Genomic DNA, 24,736 nt, shown 5'->3' on the forward strand with positions numbered 1-24,736 from the left:
CGCAAAGGACGACTCGTCCCCGAAGACCATCTCGGCCTTGAGCTGATTGGTACGGTCACACTGGTAGCCCATGATTACGTGGCCGGATCGTTCTTGACCAGGTCAGTGCCGTTCCAGTGATAGTCCGCCGGAGCATTTGGTGCGTCGAGTTGAAGGGGCGACAGATTCGGATCAAAAATTGATTGTCGCGACAGCGAGCGATACATCTGCAGCACCTGCTCGTTGTGGGCGTTAACGGTGTTCGCGTGGATCTGCCGAGCCTGCTGGGCGACGGCATCCGCTTCCTCAAGGGCGATCTCGTCGCGGAGTCGTCGTACTTCAACGTCGTTGGTGGGCGAGAAATCCTTGGCGAAAGCCCGCTGCATGAGCTCGTCCATGTCGCTTGCGGCCAGGCCGGGCAAGGCAAGTTGGGCAAGGCCCTGCATGAGCATGTGCTGCTTGCCGCCCATCGTCAGATCGAGGTAGCTTCGGTTGTTGTTGAGGCCCAAGAGCATGGCCTTCAAGGCACTCTTCATGCCGGTAACCAGGGCTGTCTCGCCTTCTTGGATGGGCTGGTTCGCGAAACCTTCGAGCGAGATCATGCGTCCCGCGTCACCCATCCACGCAAGGATCGATTCGCTGTAAACCGGCACGTAGTTGACCGGATCGGTGTTGTAGGCCAAGGCGGCCGCGGCGTCGTCGAGGCCGCCGATCTCGTCGTTCGTGGTGAGGTACGTCTTCAGAAGCATGGCAAGGTCTCCTGGTGAGGTATCGGCAGACGCGGATCAACCGAGGCGCAGCGGCTCGACGAGCCAGTTGCCCCACGAGGCCCCACCATCGTGACTCTGTCGCACCCGGATCATGACCAGGTCGCGGTCGATGATGTCCTTCTGAGCGGTGTCGTCGAGGAACAGCCACACCGTTGCAAACGTCTGATCCGGATTGGTGTTGGTGGTGGTTGCGGAGATGCCCCCGCTGGGGTACGGCGTCAGCGACTGGCTCTGGCCGGCCCCGTCGAGCGTGTAGAAAAGGTTCGACCGATTGCTGGTCGTGTCGTAGACGTAATCCGGCGACGAGAAATTCGTATCGTTCTGATCCGTGATCTCGATCTCGATGTGGTAGTTCTTGTTGGTGTCTTCGTAATGTCGCAGGGGGATCTGAATGAAGTCGCCCCCGGGCCGTACCCGGAACGTGCGTGCCAACAAGTGGGCGAACGAGTTCGCCTGCACCTGCGTCACGTTGAGCCCCACGTTGTTCAAGAAGAAATCCTGCAACGCGGCTTGGAGCATCTCGTTGACCGCGCCGGCCGTCGATTGGCCGCCATCAACCTGGTACTGGCCGGCGGTTCCTGCCGACTGATGGGCGGACATGTTTTCGTCCCAAACCGCATCGGCGATGCCGGCCAAGTCGAGACCTGCCGCGGACGTGGCGTCCTGCAACGCCCGACCCGTCGATCCGCTCGACTGGTGCGACGACAAGGTTTCATCCCACACGGCGTCCGCCACCAGGTTTCGCACCGCGGTTGACATCGCGACGACATCGGCCGAGATATAGCCGTCATCTTCCCAGCTGTAGGCCAGGTTGCCGAGGTACTCGGCGTTGTTATGGTTACCACGGATTTGACCCAGGTCCACACGACCCGACGAGTCGATCGCCGGCTTGTAGTCCGGTCGCAGGGCGTGCAGTTGAGTCAGCATCGTGCGATCGGCGCTGTTGAAATCCGCCTCCGGCGCTGCGACCAGGGTGAGGTTGCGGTCCGCGTAGCGAGTCAGGCCGCCCTCTGTCATTTCAAAGTTGACGACGTACTGCCCCACCGTGTCGGTGTTGTCGATCTCGATGTACGCGTAGTACCGCCCCGTTTCGCCGCCGTTCTGTTCCATCTCGGTGACCGGCGTCCCGCCAATGCTGGTGCCGTAGACGGCGTTCGTGTGCAGCGTGCCGTCGGGCTTGTAGATTGCGATCGACGGAACGACGTCGAGGTCTTCCTGTTGGCCGGCGATGTTGTAGTTGTTGAGATACACCACGAACCGCTGAGAACCTGATCCCGGCACGACATAACTCGCCGGCATCGAGATGGTGGTCCGGGTGTTGTTCTGAATCCCCGACAGGTCGACCTGTGTCGCAACGGTGCCGCCGGCGTTGAGGTTGTCCAGATACCCCGCACGCGCCTCGGTGAGCCGATTGAGCAGCGTGTCGATCCCATTCCAGGCCAGATCAAGACTGTACGTCGTGAGCAGGTGATCAAGCTCGTTCGCAACTTGGAACTGGTTCGTCCGGGTCGAAATCGCCACGTCCAATCGCTTGACGTACTGCGACGCATGGCCCGGACCCGGATCCAACCCGCCGACGTCGAAAGTCCAAACCGCCTCCGCCAGCCCTCCGAGCGAGTCGCCCAGGTTGTCCAAAGAAGCAGCCCGGCTATCCGTCAGGCGAGTCAAGAGGGTCTGAACATCCGCATTCAACGCCGTCAAGTCAAAGGTCGGAATATCTGCCGGCGTAGACCGGGTCGTGATCGCCGCGTCGAGGTTCTCGAGTCGATTCGCCCGGGTATCGGAGAGCCGTGACAGCAGTGTGTTGATGCCGATGGTGGCGTTATTGACGGCCGTGTTGACCGCGTTGACGTCGCCACCGGCGGTGGCTTGGCGATCGCCGGTCACCCCCAACGCTTGGCGGATCTGCGATTTCTCGGTCACGGTCCAGTCGGAGTCCGCGGAACCGCCCCCGCCCGTCGAGGTCGGGGTCTTCGGGTTTGAGATGGATCCGAACACTTTCCCCCCTTACGGACGCGTTAGCCCCGCCCACAGCGTCGATGAATAATCCGTGTTCGACACAATGCCCGGACTGATAAATTCGATCTCCAGGACGTAGGCCGTGTTGGTGTTGAGCGTTGCGGACACGTCGATCTCGAAGAGGCCTTGACTTCCGCCGAATGGGCCGACCTCGATCGCTGCGACGGTGCCGTCCCGGTTGAGCACCCGGGCACCCGAGATCTGCGTCGTGTCGACCTGGCGAACACCCCCCTCTTCGAGCCAAGCCGCGACCTTCAGCGTCCCCGGCGTGTACGTAGCGGCATATCCCAGTTGCTGATCGAGATCGAGACCCACCGAGAACGGACAGTGCCACTGGTACCCCAGGGTCTGGTGCTCGAACTTGGCGACATAATGTGCCCGCGGGAAAGCTCCACACGCCTGACGAACTTGATAGATGTGCCCCGCGTTGGCGACGGAGGTCACTCCGGTGTCTGCGTTCGTGGGCGTCGAGCGAAACGTGCTGGTGCTCCAGTCGTAGACGTGCCCGTTATCCATGCACTGGATCGAGAACCGCATGTCGGACGCTTGACCGGTTAGCGGCAACCCGTCTCCATCAAACAGGGGCACCTGGAACGGTGTGAACACGTTTTGACCTTTTCGGAGACGCATCACGCTCACGCTTCGACCTCTCCCGGGGGGCGATGGGCCAGCACATAACTGTTGTTTCGGAAGCTGTCTTCGTAGACCGCTTCGAGGACCCAGTTCGGCCGGTTCTTCAAGAAATCGGCAACTGCGTCCACAACGCCGCATTGCACACGCCGCGCCCACTCGGTGCCTTGCTCGTAGTCGTGGCCGGCGATCAGTCCTCCGGGGCGGATCAGTCGCTCTGTGGCTTCCAGGTCGGCCAAGCATCCGTCGTACGTGTGCATGGCGTCGATGTAAGCCCAGTCAAACGTGCCGAAGGGCAACCCGGGCAACACGTCGGCGGTGAACCCACGGTGCACACTCACTTCCTGATTCCGACTCCGAGACTTCTGCACCTCGGCCATTGCTCGCTTGTAGTGGCGGTCGTGATCGGCCTGGGTTTCTGAACCACTTCCGTCGGGGTTCTCGTGGGTGCACCAGCAGTCCACCAGATGCAGGTGTTTCACTTGCGAGGATCGCAGCAGCTGGCCGGAAAAACGGCCAGACTGCACGCCAACCTCGATGCCCACACCCGCAAACGCCGCATCGGCCAGACGCCGGCACAACACCTGCCGATCGTGCTCTTGGATCGTCGTCATAGAAACTCCCTTGATTTACGGCGGCAGTGCAGTTGCAGCTGCTTGAGCTCTTTCTGCCAGACCATCGTCTTGAGGTGGAGGATTGACGCTTCCTCGTACCCCGGCGCGTGGAAGCCGCCGAAGTTGTATTTCTGTCCGTCCAGGGCGTGGATACGAACGCCGTCTTCAACCCACGTTTCCCCCGGGCGGAGTCGACGGTGTTTGGGGTTGACCATCTCGTTGAGCGCGAACTGATCGTTACCCTTCCGGTCGCACTCTGCCGCCCACCGGTGAACGAACTCAACGGCCCCGGCGCTATCGGCGAGAGCGACGACACCCGCGTTGACCCAGCCGATCCACTGATCCCAAGCCGGCCTCATTCGCAATGTGCGATCCCGCTCGTGCTTGGGCCGCACGGTGACGGCGACGTCGAAGTCGTGATCGAAGATGTCGTGAACCGGCCGCACCAGGATCGCGTCGCCGTCGAGGTACAGCAGGTCGCTGCCGCCATACCGCTCCTGAGCCTCCCGCAGCATTCGTGGCTTGTGAAGGGCCTTGGTGGGGTATCCCTTCTCGTCAACCTTGTAGTTGCCCTCTACGGCCAGCCGCGGATCGACCTCAATCGGGTGGGCCCAACCGATCCCGAGGTCTCCCAGGTCGAAGAGCCCCACGTCGTAGCCCATCAGGTGGGCCTGGGCGACGCCTAGCTCTACGATCGGTCGGTAGCGGCTGTTGCCAGCGGTGATGACTCGCATGTAACCCTTCATCGAAAAAAGCGGGCGGGGAAGGGTCCCCGCCCGCTCGGGCTCGTTCTTTCAGGATTCACGCCGGATTAGGTGGCCGGCTTGGTGAAGTCGATTTTCATCAGGCCCTTGTCGTCCAGGATGCCGAGGCCCAGACGCTCCCAGCCGATGATGCCGATCTTGCGTTCGAGGATGGACACCGGGTTGTCGTAGGTAACGAGGGTGTCGCGGATGGGCATGACGCCGTAGCGGAAGCCGTCCTTCTGGGTGAACGCGTAGGCGGTGTCGTCGTCGACCAGGGCCGAGTTGTAGACCTTGTGGAACCGGATCTCGGGCACGAACTCATTGCCGGCTTCGCGGCGGGCGCCCCAGGCCTGCATCTTCATGTCGTCCGGCAGCGAGGCGTGCAGGACGTTGTTCCGCAGGTCAGCAAAGCGTCGCGGCGAGCAGTAGATGTCGGTGACCCGGCGACCACCCACGCCGAGCTCGTCGGCCTTGGTGATGACCTCGGAGATGGTGTGGATGTTCAGCTTCTGGTCGCCGGCCGTCGCGCCGTTGTCATCGAGGGCAACCACGATCTGATCGGCGGTGAGGACGGCGGCGTGGGCCTTGATCAGGTTCCAGCCAGCCAGCTCTTCCTGCCGCACGAAGTTGTTCATGAGCAGCGTCGTGGCCAACTCGCCGACCGCGAAGCGTGCGTCCTTGGCGACATCGATCTGGTACTCAACACCACCGTCGATGCCGAAGGTGTTGACGTAGACTTCCTTCATCTCGAACTGCACGCTGGGCACGGCGCCGATCTGCGGCATGACCCAGGCACATTCGATGTCGTCGAACGGAATGTCGTACCGGATGGCGTCGCCGGCGGCGACGGTCTCGGGCGCGAAGATGGAGCGAATCGTGCTCTCATGCGTGAGCAGCGGGTTCAGGACCTCGGCCCGGGACGCCGCGTAGGCCTGACGGGCCTCGAGGCTCTCGGCCGTGGAGCGGAACAGCTCCTGCTTCTGGGTGTCGGTCAAAGGTGCGGCGGTCTCGGGCATCGTTCTATCTCCTCGCCCGGGCATCGGGCACATCGGGCGTGTTGGGGCTCGGCCCTGCTCAGGACCGTCCGGTCAGGTCAGGTGAAACCGCGTGGACTTAGACGACCACGGGGAAGTCGAAGCGGATGGTCACGGGCACGTCGCCGTCGGAACCCTCACCCTCGAACACGATCGGCAGAAGGCCGTTGGCGCCGGTGGTGCTGTCGGCGGTGAGGATCTTGCCGGTGGCGTCCAGGTAGGCCGGATCACCGAATGTCACGTCGCCGGTGTAGTTGGTGGTCTTCGCGTAGCCGGCGCCCATCAGCACGCCGATCGGCGAGCCGTTCAGCGACTGACTGGTGTCGTTCGCGAAGTTGTATTCCGCCAGCTGGGCGAAGTGACCGGTCGGCGCGTCGTAGGTCATCTGCATCGCGAGGCCGATGACCTTGGCGGCTTCGTTGGCGGCGACGCCTTCGGCGAGGAAGGCGGTAGCACCCTCAACCTTCAGGGGCTGGCCTTCGATGACCACTTCGTTCACGTAGTAGAACGGGGTGGCGATGCCGCCGACGTTGAGCTTGACCAGGCCCTTCTGGTGACGCTTGATCGCGTCGAAGTTGAACCCGGGGGTCATGGTGGCGTGCGTGGGCTTTTCGATCAGGGGCATGGTTTTTCTCTCCTCCCGTAGGCTCAGGCCTCACGGTTTGTGCAATGGGTGCGGTTACAGACTCCGTGGGGCTTTACGACGTGCTCGTACCGAGCTGGGCGAACTTCGAGGTCAACGCGGCGTTCGTGGAGGGCACCTGTCCGGTGCCGATCAACGTCGCCATGGCCTGGTGGTACTGGTCAACGCCGGCGAGGTCGGGCTCATCGGGGGTTTCGTCTCCGCCGCCCTTTTGCGTCGCCGTGGCCTGATCCGGGGTTTCGGTCGTGTCGTCGCCGGCACCCTCGGGCGTCTCACCCTCGGGAGTTTCGGTCGTGTCTTGCGAAGCCTCGGCCTTGTCGGCGATCGCATCCGAAGCGGTCTTGAGGGCGGCGAGGGCGATGTCGAAGGCGTCCTCGGAGAGCTGGAACTTGCCGTCCTTGTCGACCGCCGTCAGCTTGGCGACCTGCTCGTCGGTGGCGACGGCCTTGTCGAGCTCAGCCAACTGGCCCTTCCGGGAAGCGACGGCCTTATCGACTTCATGCTTGTTGAGCTCGGCCTTCGCGGCATCAAGCTGCTCTTGCAACTCCGTCTTCGCTTTCTCTGCCGTTTCGAGCGACGCCTTGGCGGTGTCCAGCTCGGCGGTCAGGTCGGTGACCTTTTGGTCGGCCTCGGCCTTGTCGCCCTTGATCTTCTCGAGCTCTTCGGTCGCAGCGGCGGTCGCCTGCTCCGCGGTCAGCTTGTCGGTCGTCAGGGCGTGGACCTGGTTCGCGATCGCCTTGTCAGAGTCCATCTTTTCGACGGTCTCGGCGACGAGTGCGGCGACGGCCTGCTCGTCGAGGGGCTTGGCGGCGGGCGTTGCGGTCTCGGGCATCGTGTTCTCCTCGGAGTCGTTGGGCCCGGAGGCCGTAGCGTGATCGTTCTCGGGATCGAATCGCAGCGAATGGCGAATCTCTTCCGGCACTGTCATATCGAGAAGCGTGGTACTGCTACTTTCGTTTGGAGGCATTGAGCTTTTCCTCAAGTTGGGCCGCCACCTCGTGGAGGTCGCGGTGCCTAGCGATCAAATGGTCACGCTCTGCATCGTCGCGGAGCGTGGCGAATGCCCTGTGCAACTCGGCATGCTCGGCCTGAATCGCCGTGTAAGCGTTGAGCAAGCCCGGGTTCGCGCCGGGCCACCGGGACGCCGCGGCAAAGTCCAAGCCGGTAGGCAGATACCGCGACAAGGCGTTGGCAGGGTTCGTGGTTGAAGCTACGCCGCCGTAGAGAAACCGGTGGGTTCGACGGATAGTCGGGTAGCCGTTGGTCTCGATGTGGTTTTCCCAGCGCTCGTGGATCCCGTTCTGCTTAGCGGTGGCCTTGTCGGTGACGTCCCAGTCGTTGCCGTTCCAGGTCAGGTAATCCAGATCTGAGATCCACCGCTCCATCGAAACCTTCATGGAACCCGATGCGATGCTCTTGGTGAGGTCCTCCGCGGTGCGGGGAAACATGAAACGCCAGAGGCTGGCATGAGCTTTCACCGCGACTTTCTCGGCGTCGGGGCGGTACATGTCCTCCTCGCTGGGAAGGTCGGACACCTGTTCGGCGGTCAGCAACTCGCCCTCGGAGTTACAGAGGGAGGCCCCCGTCATCACCCCGAAGATGGTGTTGTGATTGGCGCTCGCCTTGCCGGTCACGTAGGACTCGGCCTCTTCCACGCCGTGGTCCATGTCCATGGGCTTCCACTTGGCGGTGCCGTGATCGGCGAGGATGGCCGACCGGGTCATGTAATCCCAGTTGCCGTTGACGCCCTCGGTATCCAAGAGCAGATCGACGTTGATCAGGTCGGGCGATCGCTTGTTGATCGTGAAGAGTTTGCCGGCCACGGCGCGGTCCATCGGTTCGACGATGTCATCCTCGGATGCCGGCCGTAGCGACAGCGAAGCCGTCACGCGGACGCGCTCGTACTCCACTCCGTCGTGCTCGAAGGCGCCCACCGCCCCACCGCTACTCATCGTCTCCCCCGTTTAGACCTGGTTGGGTCGATTCTTCGTGCTGCCCAGCTGAGCAAAGACATCGGACCCCGGCGCTCGCCGACTGGCGATGGCTTGGTCGGGCTTATGCATCTGCTTCACCTTGAGCGTGGCCTTGCCCGACTCGATATGGGGCGTGATGTTCCAGTACGTGTACGACGTGATCCCGTCACCCGTAGAGTCTCCGGTCGAGTAATTGACCGACCAGAGCGGGTCCATACCGTCGGACCAGCTGTAGAAGCTCAGACCCTCGGCGCCCTTGATCTCTTTGCCGTTCACCGTGAGGGTGAAGCCCTCGTTGGTGGCGGTGATGTCGAGAGATTCGAATGCTTTCGCGGCCAGGGCGCGGTCTTCAGGGCTGTACATGGCGGACTCCAAATCGCGGATTGAGGGTTCTTCCGCTCCATCGGACGATTGGAGGATTCGCGGATCAGCCCGCCGCCCGCTCGACCGCCTGGAACCGCTCTCGCGTCCACCCACGATGGTCCCGCAGGACCTGGAACGCCCGGCATCCCGCGGTTTTTACGGCGGCAACGAAGAGGCGATAATCAATCGGGTCGATCTCAAGTCGGGGGAGTTTTGTTCCGAGTAAGGGGGGGTCCATAGTCTGCTTCCGGGCAGGCTTCAGCCAGCGGATCGCCTCGTCCTCCTGCGATTGGGTGACCCAGTCTCGTCGGCCACGGTCAATCAGCCAGCGGAACAACGCCGCCGGCCGGTCGCCATCGCGGGCGCGGACGGCCAGTGCGACGAAGTCACGAAACCGAGGATTGGCATACACCGCCCCACTGCTGTCTCTTTGTGCGAAAAGCTCCCGCAGTCGTCCGAGATCTCGAAGATCGCCATCCGTCAGTTTTCTCCAAGTTGGCGGTTTTGAAACCCCAGGCCGTCGGCGGCCAGCGGGTTGTTGGTTATTTGATCCTCTCGGTAGAGGATGCCGTTTGGTAAAGCGCCGCGCCAGGGGTAGCTCATCGACACCCGGACGCGCCGCGCTGCCGCCCCACCGCAGGTCGATCAAAGTCCTGACACCGTGCCGGCGAACCAGCCACCCGTGAGTCGGCAGCTGCTTGATCCAACCCAATCCTACGAGCCACTGCTTGGCCCGGTCCACGCTGCCGCGATTGAGGTCGAACACATCGGCGATCCACTGAACCTGAACGAGACCCCACCGGGTGAGGCTCTTTCGGTGGTTGTGTAGGCAACGAAACGCGTAGCCGAGGACGGCGGCCGTGCGAGCGGTGGTCGCCTTGGCCAAGAGTCGCAGAACCCGTCGAGGCACCGGCACGCGACGGTCGCCCCGAGGGACTTTGGCCAACCGGGGTGACGTACGGACATCCGGAAAGCTGAGCTTGCGGTCGCCAGCGACGATGAGCTTGGCGTCGCTCAAGGCGGCGTAGGCACGCCGGATCTTGGCGAGGTTTTTCGACGATCTGGACAAGCCCATCAAATTGAGGGCTTCATCGACTTTGAGCTCACCGCCCTGCCCTGCTCGACGTGTCGACATCTCAACCAAAGCGAAGTACAGGCGGGTCGCGTGATGTCCGATGTCCGTACGTCCAAGGTCCCAGGCGGCGCAGATCGCTCCGCCGTGAAGCAGAGCAAATCCGCCGTCGGGTTTGACGTGATGAGGGTCGGGGTCCCACTTGGGTGGCGTCTTGGGCACGGGTTACTCCCGGCCCCGCAGATGGCCACGAAGCTGCACGAAAATTAGCGCAGAATCGCCTTGCCGGGAGGTCTCGCCCTGATACAATCAAGGTGGTATTTGAGAGCCGCTCCGCGGTTTCAGACGAAGGCCCGTCGGTTGCCGCCGACGGGTTTTTTTGTGTCCTGATCTGGGCGGGGTCCTTGCGGTGAAGAAGCACCCTCCATCCGTAGAGGGTCCGTTCAGATTTTAGAGGACACAACTGGATGCGCGCCGCTCATTGGTCAAGGCGTCGAGAGAAACACATGATCGAAGAAGCAAAGAATCGCGCCACCCAATGAACGAAGAACGCCAGAAACGCAAAAGCAGAGATACGGAAAAACGAAGAAACGCAGAATCCATCATGCGAACAATGGAACAATCAACCGGCTAGAAACCACTCTCATAGACGCTGGAGTACGATATGTCCGTCTGCGATCATTCCATTGTTCGAATGATGGAAGAGTACCACTTTGGAAAGAAATGAGAATCATGGCCTCGCATCTTCGAATCTGAGCTTGATCCATTATTCGCATGTTGGTATAAAGGAAGATTGGAAAATCAATCTCACCACGGAGGCCCTGCGTCATGGACGACCCGCAGACCCAAAAAATCGAACTGCCCAGCGTGCCGGCCATCATGTTCGGCAACCAGAAGGGCGGTGTCGGCAAGAGCACTAACACCGTGAATATCGCCTCGGCGCTGGGCCACCTCGGCTACCGCGTCTTGGTGATTGACACGGACGGTGAGGCCAGCGCGACCCGCAGCCTGGGTGTCACACCCGAAGAGTTCGCGGGCTTCTACGAGATCTGCCTCGGGATCAACACGGCCGCCCAAACTGTCGTATCCGAAGGCTTGCCGCCCAACGTCGACCTGATCCCGTCCCGGAACGACGTCAACGTCGTGCCGGAGCGGATCGACACCCGCGACCGGTCGGTGACCTACGGCCTGTTGCGTGAAACCCTGGCCTGGGCCCGCGACAACTACGACCTGGTCCTCATCGATACTCCGCCCACGGCCGGCGCCTTCCAAGCCATCTCGGCGTACGCCAATGCGACACACCTCGTGCTCTCGGTCAAGGGCGACAGCTACAGCTACGAAGCGATGCACAAGGCGGTCTCGCAAATGGTCCTGCCAATTCGCGAGCAGGCCAACCCTTCGCTGACGATCCTGGGCATCTTGGTATGCGACGTCTCGATCCAGAGCCAGGACTGGTTCCGAGATATCTGGATTCCCATGGCCGCCTACGGCGATGAGAAACTCATGTTCACCCGCCGCATCCGACGACACGCCTTGGTGACCGCCGGCCAGCGGGAAGGGCGGACGGTGTTCCAGATGGCCAACCGCCACTGGGTGAAAAACCGCGGCATCATCGCCGACTTCACCGCCGTCGCCAAGGAAATCATCGTCCGACTGTCTCAACCCGAGGCGTTTGCGGAAGGGCGACTGGAAGGGGGGCCGCCACTGCCGGACGGGTGGCAGAAACAGCTCGACCGGTACATCGACGCCCGGCTCGAGCAAGAGACGACAGGAGCTGAAGCCTGATGCCCGCCAAGCCCGCTGAAACCCATCCCGACATGCTCCCCGGCACCGCCACCAGACGCCTCAGCGGCCAGAGCGTCCTGGGGCGGGCGAGCGCCCCCGTTGCGACCCAGCCGACCCCGGTCGAGACATCGCCGCCCGTCTCGGTCCGGCCCATCAATCCGCCACTGATTCCCGATGCCGCGCCCGCCAAGGCCCCCAAGCCCAACCGAGCCAACAAACGGGTCACCGTCGTCATGGACCGAAAGATGGCGTCGGACTTGACGGGGATCGAAACACTCCTGGAAGAAAAGCTGGGCATCCGCCCGAACGCGACCGAGATCCTCGTGAGCATGGCCGACATCTTGCTGCACAGCCGATCGGTGATCGAGACTCGGCCGTCGGCGAGCACTTTCCAGACCCGACCCTCGAACCATGACCTGGAAGGGCGGCAGGCCTTTCAAAATCAGGTCAGCGCGTTCCTGCACGACGCCGTACGCGACGCCCAATCCATCAGCACGACCTGAACCGAGCCGGGGTAGAATCCGCGGAAGTATCGCATGCCCGAACCATTGTTCCCCGAGCAGGAAACGCCGATCGACCCCGACATGGAAGTGGTGGGGCGGCGTGACTTTTTCATGACGCGACGGGCCGACCGAACGCTCACCTGGCTCGCGGCCCAGGTGGAACTCCAGTCCGACGTAAAGCTCAATCGGTCCCATTTGATTCGGGCGATGACGTTGCTTCTAAGTCAGTGCGATCAGGAGCTCATACGGCAGATCGGTGCGGTCAAACTGCCGCCGCGATATCAGAACGGCAACGCCCGGGCCCAGGACGTCTTCGAGCGAAAGCTGGCGGCAGCGATGAGTAGGGCGGTGCGGCTGGTCGGCCCCATGGACGCCAACGCGTAAAAAACACGGCGACGCTTTCGCCTCGCAACTATTCGCCGCTTCCGTACAGGTCCGGCAGCGCAAACTGTCCGGGCGACGTTGGCGTCGTGACTTCAACGATGGAGCCCCCACGCGACATCCGGTACACCGCGTTTTGCAACAACGTGACGGAAACGAACGCAGATTCGTCGCTGCGAACGTAGAACGATCCGGTGTTGTACGCCTCGCCGGTAGGGGTCCCGTCGTTCACCGAGACCAGCGTAAACGTCACCTTGATGTTGGTTTCCGGGTTCCCCTGGCCGTCGTACGTGGTCAGCGTGCCGACGCATTGGCTGACGTTGTGGGCGGGAACCACGAGAGGTGTCAAGTCGATCACGACGTTGCCGTCGCCACTGACCGTGAAAGCGTGAGCCTTGAGGTAGAAGCCGTCCAGGCTGACGTGAGCGGTGTAGTTGCCGCTGTCGAGGGTCGTTTGTGCTTGGCCGGCGACATCGGTGTTGTCGAGCGTCCGAACGATCGCACCTTGCGAAGAGATCTGGATCTTTGCGTTCTGCAACGGTTCGGGAACAGAGTTCTGGACCGTAAACGTGACGTCGTGCTCACCATCCGCGTCGCTCGCGGGAAGCAAAGAGGCGTGACCAATACGCCAGATTTCTCCGTCATCAACCAAGGCCTCGGCGGTCGTCCCGGCGTAACCCCGCACAACCTGAACATCGAAGTTGGCGACGGCCACTACCAGCATGACTTCGCGCGAACCGCTCTGTTGAATCACATCACCCGGCTCAAACAGGTTCTCACGATTGGTTCCGAATGCGACGGCGGCCAACGATCCGTTGACACCGGCGTCATCGATCTTGCCCGCGATCTGGCGGGTTGTCTCGATCGCCTCGGCAACTTGTGCAGACGTGATGCCCGCGATCGCATAAGGGTTGTGCGAAACAATCACGACCTGCCCCCACAGGGTGATCGCACCGGGTGCCTCGATCTTTACGCCCATCGGACCCAAGGTGTCGCGATCATCGGCGTGGCCGGCCAGACTGTATTCACCGTCACCGAGCTCCGTCACGACCCCCGACGCCGCCAAGTAGTCGGTCTCATCTGATTTCTGCAAGGTCACGACCGGAGCAACGCCCGTCACCGGCTGCCCTGCGGTGTTGCGCAGGCGAAAGCGGTGGGGCATCGTCGTGTCGTTCAACTCAAAGCTCAACATCGTCGTATCCCCAGTTGCTGCGGTCGTACCCGAAATCGGGATCAAACAAACGGTCGTCGGGCGGCTCTGTCTCGCTCGCGGACGCCACCAATGTCGAGATGCCGTCGGCCGTCAGCTCACACAGCTCGGTGGCGGTCAAAGTCTCGATGTCGAGCGGGTCCATACTTCACCTCCAAGCCTTACGGCCACGACGGATACGCGGCGAGGTCCACGAACTCGAAATCGGCCCAGGTGCCGCCGAGGGACTCGACCGCCACCTGAATCGCCCCGAGGTTGGCGTGTACCGCCGGGCCTCGACCGAACCCCCCAAACGTCAGCGTGGTGATGATCACCAGCCGGCCACCGCCGACCAGCAAGAAGACGGGGCTGCCCGAGTCGCCCGCGACTTTCGTCTCGCGGAACTCATGAAGGCGAGGGTGGTCGGACCAGGACAGGCTCACCCAATCGTCCAACCTCGACACGTCGTCGATCAGGGCGTTCTTGTCCTGGTCCATCGACATAACCGGCACGCCGAAGCGCAAGTTGGGCAGGTAGTCGGGCAGCGTCGCCGGCGGCAGTAGGGCGGCTGGGATTTTGGCGGCCATGCCCGCCGGCTCCGTATAGCGGACCACCCTGAAGTCTGTCCGGTAATCGTCGATGCTGTTGGCCGGCCCTACGTTCTCACCCACACCGCCGGTCAACGCGTAGACCGTGTCGTCGTCAGCCACAAAGGTGTCGGCGCTGTCCGCATAGTGTTCCGCCTGCAAGACAAAGACGTAGCCGTTCGAGTACCCGATGACGGTCGCGTTGGGCTTTTCGGTGTCGATGCACCCGAGGTTGTAGCCGGCTGCCACCGGCCAGGAGACGGGGTTCCGCAACCCACCCGACAACGTGGGCTTGAGGGTCTCGACCGGCGTGGCGTTGTCGACGGCGTTGAGGATCGACGTCGAAACGAGTTCGGCAAAAGTACCCGGAGACCAGGAGACGATCGTTTGCAGCGGAACGCCGCCGACCTGCTCGAGATCAATGGACGATCGGACTCGCGTGAGACCGTCATCGACCGTCACCACAAACTCGCCGTCGGTGAGACGGGTAATCGCACCGGTTGATTCGTTGATGGTGCCAACGCTGGGCGCCTCGTTGATAAAACGATACGACCGATCGGAAGCCACCGCCACGACACCCGAGCGAATGATGCCCGACTCGGAGTACTCGTCGATGACCGCGTCTTTGTCGGTCGTCTGCTGATCCAGGTTCCCGTAGATCTCCTCTTCGGTGCGCTGGATGTCGAGGATGGGCCAGCCATCGACCGCGTAATTCGGACCCACCTGTTTCATGTCCACACCCCCTCGTTCTCAACGATGATCCAACGGGCGGTGCCGCCCACCAGGTACCCCTCCAACGCGGTGGTCATGTTCGGGGACAACACACCGGTGAACGGCGTCACTTGAGTGCCCGCAGAAGACCGCCAGACCTCCGGACTTTCGGCGCCCGCGGTGATCGTGAGGTTCCCGGCCCCGGCGTTGACCAACTTGAGCCGCTGCCCGTCGAATCGGGGTGCGTCCAAACTAAAGGAGGCAGGGTCCGGTCCGCCGGTGAAGACGAAGTGGACGTTCTGGCCGTCGTCGATCCCGTACGGATCGGGCACCGTCGAAAACGAGTCCACAAGCCAGCCGTCCCGCACGCTGATCGGCGTGAGTTCGGCACACGTCTGCTGGCCGTCACCGACATAGAGCCTCTGGGCGTCATTGGCGAACGCAAGCTCCGCGGAGTCGAGTAGCACGCCCGCGAGTTCCGCCTGAGTGCCCTGACGCACCACGACGCCACCTTTGATGTCCCCATTCTCATCGCCGACCACCAGCTTGCGCCAGACGGCAAACGATCCCGCCGATTCCACGCAGAGATAGAGCTGGGTGGAATCGACATCGAACCACACGTCGCCCTCGAGGTAGCCGACTTGGTCGGCGTGCAACGCGTGGGGCGGATAGGTCCGCGAGAAGATACGGGCCGTGTGTCGAAAATTGCTCGTCCACGCCGACCCGCCGGCGTTGACGGGGTTCTCGTGGACGATGTTGCCGCGGCCGTTCACTATCAGCGGAGATTCAGGCGAAACCACGGGGTGCTCGTCGACGACACCCTTGCCGATAGGAATGACGTTGATGTAGTCCACGCCGCCCATGGTCACCGTGTACTGCACGGTGGTGATCGAGTCGACGTCGGCACTATCAGCAATGAACAAGAGCGACGTCACGCCGTTGGCTACATACGTCGTGTTCAACTCTCCGATGAAATCAAAGCCCCACTTGGTGAACGCGAAATTGGTAGTCGAGCTCACCGGAACCCCCGAAACCGTTGGATTCGGTTGTTCGATCGTGAGTTGCTGCCCCACGGCGTCGTACGACAACCAGGCAACCTCGTTGGACTCCGCCACTCCGTCACTATCCAAGTCTTCGTACCAGAAGACCATCTCATCGGCGTTGGCTTGAAAGACCTTCAAGCTGTTCGCGATCAGCGTGTCGAGTTCGGGGATAGAGCTGGACATCAGCGATCTCTCTCGTCAAGGGGTCTGGGCAAACGCAAAGGCGAGGAGGACGGCACCGACCAGTAGGGCGGCCAAAAGGATTCCAATCCAGTCGTCGCGAGTGGGCATGACTTAGGCGGCTCGGAGGCAGTGGGGGAGCAGCTCCGGCTTCGAGAAGCCGTGCCGCACCAGATCGGCACGGAGCTTTGCGAGCTCCGACTCGGTGATGTACACGTCGCCCCGACGGTCTTCGTTGCCGCCCAGATCGGTGTAATCGTTCTCGCCGGCGACGATGCCCGGGAAGTTTTGGCTCTTGTCCGTGTCCCAGATTGAACAGTCTTCGACGGTGACGGTCTTGTCGGTGTTGTTGGTCCAAACCCCTCGGATGCCGTCGTGGTCGGACTTCGCAAACATGCCGTCGGCTCGGCAATGACGCCCGAGCCGCACCTTCATGTTGTGGTTCGCCCCGCGGACGTTGCGGCCACGCTCGTTCGTGAAGGAGAAGGCCACCAGGAACCCGTAGCCCCAGCCGAAGATGCCTTCGATCCGCCAGTTCTCGTTCCGCTCGTCCTCAGAGGCACTGTCGGCCGAGACTTTGATCACCGCGCCGTGGCCGTCAATGCCGGCGATGTTGAGCAGCGTGACGTTCTTGCACGAGTACAGGTACATGCAATGGCTGTAGAAGCCCTCGTGCGTCTCGGGCACGATGCTGTCACCGCCGCCGATCATCGCGAACCCGGCGATCACAAGGCCGTTTGTGTGAGCCGCGTAGATGCCCGAACTACGATCGCGGTGGCTGGCGAACACCGGCTGGGCGATCACCCGGACATTGCGAACCACGATGTTGGTGCAGTGCTCGATCGTGATGCCGCCGCCACCCCCACGCTCGGGGTGCTTGTGGCGGGTGATGATCACGCAGTCGTCGATGGTGACGTTCTTGCGATGACGCAGCGTGAACGTGGACCACGAATCCAGATCGGTGTAGATGATCTTCTTGCGAATCGTGGATCCACTCTTGGGCGATTCGCCTTTGGTCGTGAACGAGTCGTAGCCGACGGGCAGCCACGCTTGCAGCAGCTTGGGGTCCGACGAAACCGGCCAAGCCGGCAGGTCTCCGTCATCGGCAGGGGGGTCAACCGGAGCGGGGTCGGGCAGGTCGGGCAGCGTGTCACGCTCCGGCACGGTCAGCCACCGGCGCAGCCGTTGCGTGACGCCGTCCTTCTCGGTTTCTCGCGTGAGGTCGTTGACGTCGGCTTCGAACAAGTCCTTCCCGAAGCCCTGGGCCAGCAGCAGATAAGTGCCACCGTCGGTGGGCACCTTGCCGTCCCAATCTTCCTGGCCGCGATGGGCCGACCACAGCCAGATGCGAACGCCACCGCCTTCGGGGGCCTTGCCCTCGATGTCGATGTCATCGATCGCGTCTACCCAGCGACGCTTGTCGTCCACGCCGATATCACCGCCGCCGTCACCCCAGATGATCTCGAAGTCTTCCGCGGTATCGGCCGGGGGCGGCGTCGGGTCGGGTTCTTTCGGATTCAGCTTGCCGGTGTGTGCAGAGACCGCCGTGGCCACCGCCGCCAGCCAACGGTCGGCTTTCGTCAAGTCGTCGTGCGTTCCCTTGAGATGGCCCCAGTTGCCGTGCTTGGTCGGTACGTAATTCAGCGTGAAAGCACAGTGCAGGCCGTTGTCCGATTTGATGTACCAGTTGCGAAGGGCGTTGATGGTCGCGTCGCCCATCCGCGAGTCTTCGTGGGCCCGAGCGAGGAAATCCGTGAGGACCTTGTTTTCGGTGCCTTGCCAACCGACGACGCTCCCGCAGATGTGCGACCCGCCTTCGTACGCGACCAGAGGGACGTTGTACGCGTCGGCGATGGCCTTGTGCTCGTCGACGTACGACCAGCGATCGGGGTCGTACACCCGCGGGAGCAGGAATCCGAAGAACGCGTCGAGGTCGCCGCTTTCGTGCCACTTCTGCTCGAGGGTTTCCCGCACGACACCCATCTCGAAGTACGCGGTAATCGCCAGGGCGTCAACGCGTCGGTCCCCGTGCTGGTGGGCCTTAAGCATCGCCTCCGCGGCCTGCCACTTGTTGGCGGCCTGGCCTCCCAGCACTCGGACGATGCTGTCGGCGCCGGTCTCGGCCGCGATCAACTGCCAAACCTCGGCGGCGCGGATGCCGTAAGCGTGAGGTAGATGCTGAGCGCCCTTGTAGCCGGCGGTTGCGAGGGCCTGGATGTAGTCGTGGCCCTGCTTGAACGGGCCGGCACCGTTCCAGAACTCATTCGTGTACTCGATCCAAACCCGAACCCCGACGGGCACGAGCTCCTTGATGAGCTTGCCGAGTTGGATGCAGAAATCGTCGGTCGCGCCGTAAGGAACGTTGATCCAAGGTTCGGCGCCGGCGGCGATCGCCGTTCGGAGCTGGTGCTCGTAGGCGACTCCGTTGCTCGTGCCCTGGAACATCGAATCGGGATTCGTGCGGTCGGACCAGTGTTTCACCGGAGAGTTGTTGGTGTGCTGCCAATCCATGAATCGCAGCACAGCGCAGCCGGCCAACGCCTCGGCCGACGCATCGGACATGGGCTTGTCTTTACCGCCGGGAACCCAAAGCCGGATGTTGCGGACCGGGTCGTGAGAATTGGATCGCACGACCTGCAGGTCGGCCCAGGAAAAGGGCGACGCAACGTGGTAGTGATTGCCCTGCACGGTGTACTGCACCGGGTTGTGGTCTTGATCACGCGGCGGCCCAAACACGACCTCGCCGTCGCCGTCCCATTCGACGATCCACTCACCGGCGGGTGCGGTCTGGCCGCAGTCCTGGATGCACATGAAGTTGAGCGGCTTGTCGCCAACGACGAAGCTCACGTCCCCGCGGCGAGCCCCGACGAGATCGTCAAACTTCGACGCTGGGTCGTTGACGATCTGATTCGTGCGGAGCGCCGCGTTGGGCAGCAACCAATCACCGCTCCATCGCTTGTGAAAACTCGTGTTCCAACCCAGGGTCGGGATCCGGCCGGTCGCCGGCGGCGTCACAGGAGGTTCGACAGGATCGATCGGATCCACCGGAGGATCGACCGGCGGCTGGATCGCACCTTGCTCTTCGAGCACCGCCACACGACCCTCCAGGGCCTGCAGGTGCTTGACGGCGATGAGCAGGTCTCCGTCCGTCGCCTGCTGATCCTGGGCCAGTGCTGCAATCCGGTCGTCGAGATCACGGGTCACGGCCTCGGCCGCTTCGGCCGCCTGAGTGAACGGGTGGGTGGTGTCGCTCATGGCCTCTCTATCGAAACTTTGGGCCTACCGCGGGCCTAAGCCTCCACGCCTTGCAGTTGGGCACGGGCTTTCGCCAGGCAATGGGCCTGACACAAGGGCAACGCGTCGAGAGAAGACTCGAACCGGCAGCTCAGGATGTCCGCGACCCGCTTCTCGGGGTCGTCGCCGAGCACCTCCGGCAGGGCGGCCACCGCGGCGTCCAGGTCCAACACGTCTTCTGCGGCCGACTTCCAAGCCTCCTGGCGGATTTTCGCCGTGATGTACTTGTTGCCCGACGCGTTGGTAAGTGTCTCGACGAACGTTTCGTACGCGCGTTGCATCACGCCCAACATCTGGGTGCCTTCGGCCATGGCCGCGACCGCCCGCTCGGGCGGCATGGGCGGAGGAGGCGGCTTCGCGCCGTAGTCCGGTTCCGAACCGGTCAGCTCACGCCATTGGGCCCCGGTGTAGACATCGGCGGGGTCGGTACCCAACTGCGACGCCACGGCCTGGACAAAGTCCGCGTCGAGCTCGTCGGCCCGCACGACCACGGCCGGCCGACCCTCCGGGGTGACCGCCAGCTTCGCCACCGCCTTGGTCTTGGGCTTAGCCTTGCCCTTCTGGCTTTGGTTGTTGCTGGCCTTGCCGGTCTTGCTCGTTGGCTTGCCCCCTCCGGGCTTAATGATCCCGCCGTCGGGGCCGAGGTTGTTGGCCGACGGACTGGGCACGAACAGACCCTTGGCCCGCAGCTTCTTGGTCAACTCCATGCGTGCTTCGATCGTCGGGAAGTGGAAACCCAACGTCTCCAGCGCGGTCTGCACGTCGATGAGGCCGTTCATGACCATCTGCATGATGGCGGCCATGAACTCATTCTCGTCCCGCAGGTTGAGCTGTTGGAACGTGACGTTCACGTCCGCGGATAGTCCCAGCGCCGTCCGCAGGAGACGCAACTCTTGGTTCAGGAACTCGATGAACTTCTGTTGGGCCTCGGAAACCTCTTCGACCACGCCCTTGAGATTCAGGATGTCCCCGCCCTGACTCCCGGTCTTGCCGTCGGTGCCGGTGAAGACGCGATTGATGCCGTAGGCCGTGCGGATCTCATCGTTCCAGTGGTTGTATTTCTCGGTCTGGACCAGCGAATCGGTGGACGGCTCAACCCACTCCAACTCAATCGCGTGGTTCCAGAACAGGTGCATGTCGGCGCCGCCGGTGCGCAACTGAAACAATCGCACCGCCGCGTCGATCTGCGACGGGTCGAACATCGGGTACTCGCTGTCGCCCAGTTTCACGAGCAGGATGCGGTCCTTGACCTGGTCCGCGGTCGCCTCGTCCATCTTGAGCAGCTTGAACTTCATCCGCAGCGCCCCGAACGCGTGGCGAGCGATGGGGGTGGGGTACTTCTCGTAGGGTTGCTTGTCGCCGAAGGCGATGTGACAAATGTTCGGCGGCAACGCCACCGACGTCTCACCGGCCCGGATCGCTGCGAGCATTTCCACCGGCAGCTTGTTCAAGACCTGCTGCTGGTCGGGGTTGGGGTCCTTCGCCGCCTTCGAAAGGTCGGCGCCGATCCGCAGGTACGGCTTGCGGAGCCAGGACATCTCACGCGGGCCTTTGATGTCGATCTGCAACGGATCAAAGATCGTGTAAGCGCCGGGGATCCAACCCTCTTCCCAGGCGGCCTGAGCGGTCGCAACGGCCTGCTCGAGCTTTTCCATCCGGCGATCCGAGACGAGGCCGACCAGTCGCGCTTCGCGGGCTTTGGCCAGACGCGCCACGGCCTGGTCGTAGGCCGCCTTGCGGACCTGTTCGGCCTCGACCAGTCGTGCGGTCTTGACGGCACGGGCACGCTCCATTTCGGGCACCGAGACGTTCTCTTCTTCGTCAGGCTTCGGGATCTTGTTGGCCCGATAGTCCCGCGGCACGTAAGGGATCAGCGTCTTGACCGTCGGCACCATCCCGGTCCGGAAGAATTCGCGGAACCACTGCTGGCGGAACGAGAAGCTCATCGCTTGCTGGAACCACTTCTCCACCAACGTCTTGGTCGTCTCGTTCTCGCAGGAGAAACTCACGTTGCTGTTGGCGAGCTGCGTCAGGACCTTGACGCACTTGAAAACCAGGGGATCTTCCTTCCAATACGCCACGGCCAGTTGCAGCTCGTGCTTCTCGTCTTTGTGGGCGCCCAAGCGGTTGAGTCGCACGACCTCCGACGGGGTGATGTCGCTGACGCTGGCGCGGGCCGGCGCGTAGGCGTGCGACGTTTGGCCGATCGCCAACTGCGGGATGCGCAGGCTGGCCTTGCCGCTGTCGTCGAGGTTCCACTCGATCTTGCGCATGACGCCGGGGACCGACTGTTGCGTGTTAAGCACCGCCCCGGTCTCGGGGTCGACGCGGAACGTGCGGGTCTGATTGGCCAAGTCGGTGTTCATGCGGCCCTCCGGCTGGTTGCTCCCCAGCCGCCCATGGCGAGCTGGCGGGGTTTGGTGGTGGTATCCAACAGCTTGTGGGCGTTGTCGTAGCCCACGAGAACCGCGGAATAGCGGTCCTTACGCTGGTGTTTGCTGGGCGTGTCCCAGCGGCATCGACCACTGGCGGTAGTGGTGGTCACGATGGTGGAGATCTCGACGAGCGTGGACTCGAGCTCCGCGTCTGCGTCGTCCAAGTGCTTGGCCCAGATCCGCGGCGATGCGGCGATGCTGAGCTTCTTGCTTTCCAAGCCCGAACGCAGGTTGTGGTTGGCGTCGTGCAACCACTCGTACTTCCCGAACTGGACAAGCGGTTCGAGGATGCGACGACCGTGTTTGCGACGATGGCCGTCGTAATCCTGTTCCAAGATCGGCTGACAGCCGGTGGGGCAGTGGGCCGGATCGGCAAGCAGGTCCCGCAGCGTCGTCCCGCCGCCGCCCGCGTCCATGGCAAAGCTCTCCATGCGGTACTGCTTGACGAGTTTGTGGATCTCGCGGGCCACAAACGGCCACTCCGGGCGGTGATAGGTGATCATCCGCACGAGGTTGATGTCGCCCATGTCTGGGTCGACCTCAAAGATCGCAATGGCGAAGTTGTCCGACTCGCGGGCAGGGTCGATGCCCATCGTGTACTTCATGCCCGGTCGCGGCTCGAAGATCGGGCCGAAACGGTCGTGCTCGCGGGCCGCGTCGAGCAGGCTCCGCTGGATAAAGCCCTCGGAGTCCGGCGGGAAGTACGCCAGCCACTCCATCATGAACTCGTACTTGCCCATGCGTTCGCGGGCGGTCTTGATCGCGTTGCGGTTGATGAAGCCTTCCGACGGGTCCAGGCACGTAAAGACGTGGACGCAGTTCGACCCGTTGGACATCACCTTGTGCGGGAACTGGTTGTTGACCGACGCCCCCATCATCAGGAAGTCGTCCGGCGTGCGACCCTGGCGGTCGGAGCCTCGGCGCTGGGCCATCTGCAGGTCGCCCTGCATCTCGTTGCACAGCGCCGAAACCGTTTCCCACAGGTGGTTGTACTGGTAGTACGCCGAGGACGTGGCGATAAACTTGTTGGCCGGTGGCGCATCCGTTTCGGGTGCCTCGCCGCGCTTGGCCGCCTCGATCGCCCGGACGTTCTTCATCGGGTCGGGGTTGGTGGCCAGGAACGGGCGGATAACCAGGTCGACGATCTGCTTGTCCATCTGCGCGTACTCGTCGCAGATCACATCGAAGTAGCGGGCACCACGAATGCCCGAGCCGTCCGCCCCCAAAGGCAACGCCTCGATCAGGCTGCGGCTCTGGCCCTCGGCGGCGTGGAACTCCAGGTAGCACCGATCGGCGGCCGTCTTGGGCTCGCTGATCGTGGACCGCTGCAGCGTCGGGCTCTTCTGCCAGATCTTCTTGATCTCCTCGAACATGAACTTCGACTGACGGAAGTTCTTGCCCAGGAGGCCCACCTTGTGGCCAGGGTTCAACAGGGCACGAAGGATCGCGTACGTCGCGTTGAGGAACGTCTTGCCCGCACCACGGCCCATCACGTCGTAGCACTCGTCGTGGGTCCACCGGTTGCGGATGATGACCCGCTGGTGCTTGTCCAGGTCGACGTTCAGCAGGTCCATCGCCGCGATGTCGGGGTTCTCCCGCCACCACTGGACCTGCTTGACCATGTCGGCCCCGGTCTGATCCAGGATGTTCGTCGGCTTACTCTTGGCCACCCTCTCCCCACCCCCGTGCTTTACATGCCGACGTTCAGGACGACCAGTTCTGAGGAAGGCAAGGCCAAGCTCATCTCATAGAGCATGCCGCTCAAGTAGTCCGGAATCAGCGGATTCAAGGCGTCGCAGATAACCGTTCGGGGTCGGAGCCCTCGCCAAGATCCCACCCGAGACATCTCGGAAGCCACCAAGACCGGGGGCACCGGACCCATCTCCGAGATCATCCCCTGCATCCGCCTTTTGGCGTGGGGCGTATCGACGACCACAAACACGTCGTTTCGATTTGCGTCCACCAGCTCCGAGGCCAAACGGGCGGCCGCCACCGATTTGCCGCAACCTCGCGGCAACTGCATCACCACCGTGTGATCCGCTTCGATCTCGTCTCGGTGGGCGACTTGCTGCCCCTGCTTGACCATCGCGTTGCGGGCACGAACGGCGTCTACCACGGATCGCATTGCGTCGAGCAGTAGATCGTGGGGGTTGTCGCTCATGGGTCACTCGGTTTGGACGGATTGGGCGTAAAGGCCGGCGGGAGCGGCAGGGGGCTGGTTCCACCGGAACGACCCGGCGGCCGACCAGGCCGAAGCGTTTTGGCCAATCCGCGAGCGGATTTGCCAGAAATAGAGCCCCGAACCCAGCGGATTCACCAAAACCGACGGTGAAACCAGGCCTTCAAACAGTTGATTCGGCAATCCGGCCGCCGAATTGGCCAAAGCTCCCTCGGCGTAGACCCGCACGTCGTAGACGGCGTCGGTGATCCCATCCGCGACGTGTGTCCAAGTCAGCAGCGTCGGGACCGACGGCAACAGCGGCGACGACGCCAGGGTGTCCTGCCCGGCCGCCCGCATGTAGGCCGCCGCGGCCGGGGCCGACCCGGCGTCCCCGCCACCGCCGGCCCCGGGAGTGACCGGCGTATCCGGCGAGCCGGGGTCGTCAGGACCAGCGGGGTCGTCGGGGTTCTCCGGGGCGTCCGGGTTGCCTGCTGGTGCCTGGCCTGTCTGCTGTCGCAACACTCGGCTTGTTGGAGGGCTAGCAGGGCAATGGAATGTAGACCGGTTAGTCTGTGATATGAATATTCATTTCCCACGCAAACTTTTCATTGCATCGGGTTGGTA

Annotated in this window: 23 protein-coding genes; 3 read left to right on the forward strand and 20 right to left on the reverse strand. The window is 62.7% G+C overall.

Features of this window, described 5'->3' with window-relative positions; genetic code table 11:
- Positions 1–74: 74 nt before the first annotated feature.
- From AAGD32_13695 to AAGD32_13745, 11 genes are all read right to left on the reverse strand, one after another.
- Positions 75–728 carry a hypothetical protein gene (locus AAGD32_13695; protein ID MEM8875295.1) on the reverse strand — a complete coding sequence of 218 codons (654 nt, stop codon included), beginning with the start codon at positions 726–728 and terminating at the stop codon, positions 75–77.
- 36 nt (positions 729–764) lie between these two features.
- Positions 765–2,672: a hypothetical protein gene (locus tag AAGD32_13700; GenBank protein ID MEM8875296.1), complete on the reverse strand. Its 1,908-nt coding sequence runs from the start codon at positions 2,670–2,672 to the stop codon at positions 765–767.
- Between the two features lie 84 nt (positions 2,673–2,756).
- Complete coding sequence (locus AAGD32_13705; protein ID MEM8875297.1) at positions 2,757–3,305, reverse strand: hypothetical protein; 549 nt, start codon at positions 3,303–3,305, stop codon at positions 2,757–2,759.
- A 98-nt stretch (positions 3,306–3,403) separates the two neighbouring features.
- Complete coding sequence (locus AAGD32_13710) at positions 3,404–4,012, reverse strand: class I SAM-dependent methyltransferase (protein ID MEM8875298.1); 609 nt, start codon at positions 4,010–4,012, stop codon at positions 3,404–3,406.
- The gene (locus AAGD32_13715) at positions 4,009–4,746 is read right to left on the reverse strand and encodes a putative nucleotide-diphospho-sugar transferase (GenBank protein MEM8875299.1); all 738 of its coding nucleotides are present in this window, start codon (positions 4,744–4,746) and stop codon (positions 4,009–4,011) included. Before AAGD32_13715 ends, AAGD32_13710 begins: the two co-directional genes overlap by 4 nt.
- Before the next feature lie 77 nt (positions 4,747–4,823).
- Positions 4,824–5,774: a hypothetical protein gene (locus AAGD32_13720; GenBank protein ID MEM8875300.1), complete on the reverse strand. Its 951-nt coding sequence runs from the start codon at positions 5,772–5,774 to the stop codon at positions 4,824–4,826.
- Positions 5,775–5,871: 97 nt separating this feature from the next.
- Positions 5,872–6,417, reverse strand: coding sequence for a hypothetical protein (locus AAGD32_13725; protein MEM8875301.1), 546 nt, complete (start codon positions 6,415–6,417; stop codon positions 5,872–5,874).
- Positions 6,418–6,490: 73 nt separating this feature from the next.
- Complete coding sequence (locus tag AAGD32_13730) at positions 6,491–7,363, reverse strand: hypothetical protein (GenBank protein MEM8875302.1); 873 nt, start codon at positions 7,361–7,363, stop codon at positions 6,491–6,493.
- A gap of 19 nt (positions 7,364–7,382) precedes the next feature.
- On the reverse strand, positions 7,383–8,387 hold the full coding sequence (locus tag AAGD32_13735; protein MEM8875303.1) for a hypothetical protein: 1,005 nt from the start codon (positions 8,385–8,387) through the stop codon (positions 7,383–7,385).
- 12 nt (positions 8,388–8,399) lie between these two features.
- Positions 8,400–8,771 carry a hypothetical protein gene (locus AAGD32_13740; GenBank protein ID MEM8875304.1) on the reverse strand — a complete coding sequence of 124 codons (372 nt, stop codon included), beginning with the start codon at positions 8,769–8,771 and terminating at the stop codon, positions 8,400–8,402.
- A 64-nt stretch (positions 8,772–8,835) separates the two neighbouring features.
- A complete protein-coding gene (locus AAGD32_13745) occupies positions 8,836–10,065 on the reverse strand; it encodes a hypothetical protein (protein MEM8875305.1) in 1,230 nt (409 codons plus the stop codon).
- Positions 10,066–10,671: 606 nt separating this feature from the next.
- Here AAGD32_13745 and AAGD32_13750 point away from each other — a divergent pair.
- The 3 genes from AAGD32_13750 to AAGD32_13760 are packed head-to-tail and all read left to right on the forward strand — an operon-like array spanning position 10,672 to position 12,515.
- Entirely contained in the window at positions 10,672–11,628 is a 957-nt protein-coding gene (locus tag AAGD32_13750; protein MEM8875306.1) for a ParA family protein, read from the forward strand.
- Positions 11,628–12,131, forward strand: a complete 504-nt coding sequence (locus AAGD32_13755; protein ID MEM8875307.1) for a hypothetical protein — start codon at positions 11,628–11,630, stop codon at positions 12,129–12,131. Before AAGD32_13750 ends, AAGD32_13755 begins: the two co-directional genes overlap by 1 nt.
- Positions 12,132–12,164: 33 nt before the next feature.
- Entirely contained in the window at positions 12,165–12,515 is a 351-nt protein-coding gene (locus tag AAGD32_13760) for a hypothetical protein (GenBank protein ID MEM8875308.1), read from the forward strand.
- 28 nt (positions 12,516–12,543) lie between these two features.
- On the opposite strand, the gene AAGD32_13765 is transcribed toward AAGD32_13760, so the two are convergent.
- The 9 genes from AAGD32_13765 to AAGD32_13805 form a co-directional block, all read right to left on the reverse strand.
- Positions 12,544–13,689, reverse strand: coding sequence for a hypothetical protein (locus AAGD32_13765; GenBank protein MEM8875309.1), 1,146 nt, complete (start codon positions 13,687–13,689; stop codon positions 12,544–12,546).
- A gap of 1 nt (position 13,690) precedes the next feature.
- Positions 13,691–13,867 carry a hypothetical protein gene (locus AAGD32_13770; protein MEM8875310.1) on the reverse strand — a complete coding sequence of 59 codons (177 nt, stop codon included), beginning with the start codon at positions 13,865–13,867 and terminating at the stop codon, positions 13,691–13,693.
- 16 nt (positions 13,868–13,883) lie between these two features.
- Positions 13,884–15,020, reverse strand: coding sequence for a hypothetical protein (locus AAGD32_13775; protein MEM8875311.1), 1,137 nt, complete (start codon positions 15,018–15,020; stop codon positions 13,884–13,886).
- Positions 15,017–16,225, reverse strand: coding sequence for a hypothetical protein (locus tag AAGD32_13780; GenBank protein ID MEM8875312.1), 1,209 nt, complete (start codon positions 16,223–16,225; stop codon positions 15,017–15,019). The genes AAGD32_13775 and AAGD32_13780 overlap by 4 nt, the downstream gene beginning before the upstream one ends.
- 111 nt (positions 16,226–16,336) lie before the next feature.
- A complete protein-coding gene (locus tag AAGD32_13785) occupies positions 16,337–19,477 on the reverse strand; it encodes a hypothetical protein (protein ID MEM8875313.1) in 3,141 nt (1,046 codons plus the stop codon).
- Positions 19,478–19,512: 35 nt separating this feature from the next.
- Entirely contained in the window at positions 19,513–21,882 is a 2,370-nt protein-coding gene (locus tag AAGD32_13790; protein ID MEM8875314.1) for a hypothetical protein, read from the reverse strand.
- On the reverse strand, positions 21,879–23,621 hold the full coding sequence (locus tag AAGD32_13795) for a terminase family protein (protein ID MEM8875315.1): 1,743 nt from the start codon (positions 23,619–23,621) through the stop codon (positions 21,879–21,881). Before AAGD32_13795 ends, AAGD32_13790 begins: the two co-directional genes overlap by 4 nt.
- Before the next feature lie 20 nt (positions 23,622–23,641).
- On the reverse strand, positions 23,642–24,112 hold the full coding sequence (locus tag AAGD32_13800; protein MEM8875316.1) for a hypothetical protein: 471 nt from the start codon (positions 24,110–24,112) through the stop codon (positions 23,642–23,644).
- Between the two features lie 3 nt (positions 24,113–24,115).
- Positions 24,116–24,631, reverse strand: a complete 516-nt coding sequence (locus AAGD32_13805) for a hypothetical protein (GenBank protein ID MEM8875317.1) — start codon at positions 24,629–24,631, stop codon at positions 24,116–24,118.
- Between the last annotated feature and the right edge of the window lie 105 nt (positions 24,632–24,736).

This window comes from Planctomycetota bacterium (assembly GCA_039182125.1).
GTDB lineage: Bacteria > Planctomycetota > Phycisphaerae > Tepidisphaerales > Tepidisphaeraceae > JBCDCH01.

What these genes read in the sequence shown, in the direction of transcription:
- AAGD32_13695 (MEM8875295.1), bottom strand. Translation starts at nt 728, where the DNA reads ATGCTTCTGAAGACGTACCTCACCACGAACGACGAGATCGGCGGCCTC.
- AAGD32_13705 (MEM8875297.1), bottom strand. Translation starts at nt 3,305, where the DNA reads ATGCGGTTCTCGATCCAGTGCATGGATAACGGGCACGTCTACGACTGG.
- AAGD32_13710 (MEM8875298.1), bottom strand. Translation starts at nt 4,012, where the DNA reads ATGACGACGATCCAAGAGCACGATCGGCAGGTGTTGTGCCGGCGTCTG.
- AAGD32_13715 (MEM8875299.1), bottom strand. Translation starts at nt 4,746, where the DNA reads ATGCGAGTCATCACCGCTGGCAACAGCCGCTACCGACCGATCGTAGAG.
- AAGD32_13720 (MEM8875300.1), bottom strand. Translation starts at nt 5,774, where the DNA reads ATGCCCGAGACCGCCGCACCTTTGACCGACACCCAGAAGCAGGAGCTG.
- AAGD32_13725 (MEM8875301.1), bottom strand. Translation starts at nt 6,417, where the DNA reads ATGCCCCTGATCGAAAAGCCCACGCACGCCACCATGACCCCCGGGTTC.
- AAGD32_13730 (MEM8875302.1), bottom strand. Translation starts at nt 7,363, where the DNA reads ATGACAGTGCCGGAAGAGATTCGCCATTCGCTGCGATTCGATCCCGAG.
- AAGD32_13735 (MEM8875303.1), bottom strand. Translation starts at nt 8,387, where the DNA reads ATGAGTAGCGGTGGGGCGGTGGGCGCCTTCGAGCACGACGGAGTGGAG.
- AAGD32_13740 (MEM8875304.1), bottom strand. Translation starts at nt 8,771, where the DNA reads ATGTACAGCCCTGAAGACCGCGCCCTGGCCGCGAAAGCATTCGAATCT.
- AAGD32_13750 (MEM8875306.1), top strand. Translation starts at nt 10,672, where the DNA reads ATGGACGACCCGCAGACCCAAAAAATCGAACTGCCCAGCGTGCCGGCC.
- AAGD32_13755 (MEM8875307.1), top strand. Translation starts at nt 11,628, where the DNA reads ATGCCCGCCAAGCCCGCTGAAACCCATCCCGACATGCTCCCCGGCACC.
- AAGD32_13760 (MEM8875308.1), top strand. Translation starts at nt 12,165, where the DNA reads ATGCCCGAACCATTGTTCCCCGAGCAGGAAACGCCGATCGACCCCGAC.
- AAGD32_13770 (MEM8875310.1), bottom strand. Translation starts at nt 13,867, where the DNA reads ATGGACCCGCTCGACATCGAGACTTTGACCGCCACCGAGCTGTGTGAG.
- AAGD32_13775 (MEM8875311.1), bottom strand. Translation starts at nt 15,020, where the DNA reads ATGAAACAGGTGGGTCCGAATTACGCGGTCGATGGCTGGCCCATCCTC.
- AAGD32_13780 (MEM8875312.1), bottom strand. Translation starts at nt 16,225, where the DNA reads ATGTCCAGCTCTATCCCCGAACTCGACACGCTGATCGCGAACAGCTTG.
- AAGD32_13785 (MEM8875313.1), bottom strand. Translation starts at nt 19,477, where the DNA reads ATGAGCGACACCACCCACCCGTTCACTCAGGCGGCCGAAGCGGCCGAG.
- AAGD32_13790 (MEM8875314.1), bottom strand. Translation starts at nt 21,882, where the DNA reads ATGAACACCGACTTGGCCAATCAGACCCGCACGTTCCGCGTCGACCCC.
- AAGD32_13800 (MEM8875316.1), bottom strand. Translation starts at nt 24,112, where the DNA reads ATGAGCGACAACCCCCACGATCTACTGCTCGACGCAATGCGATCCGTG.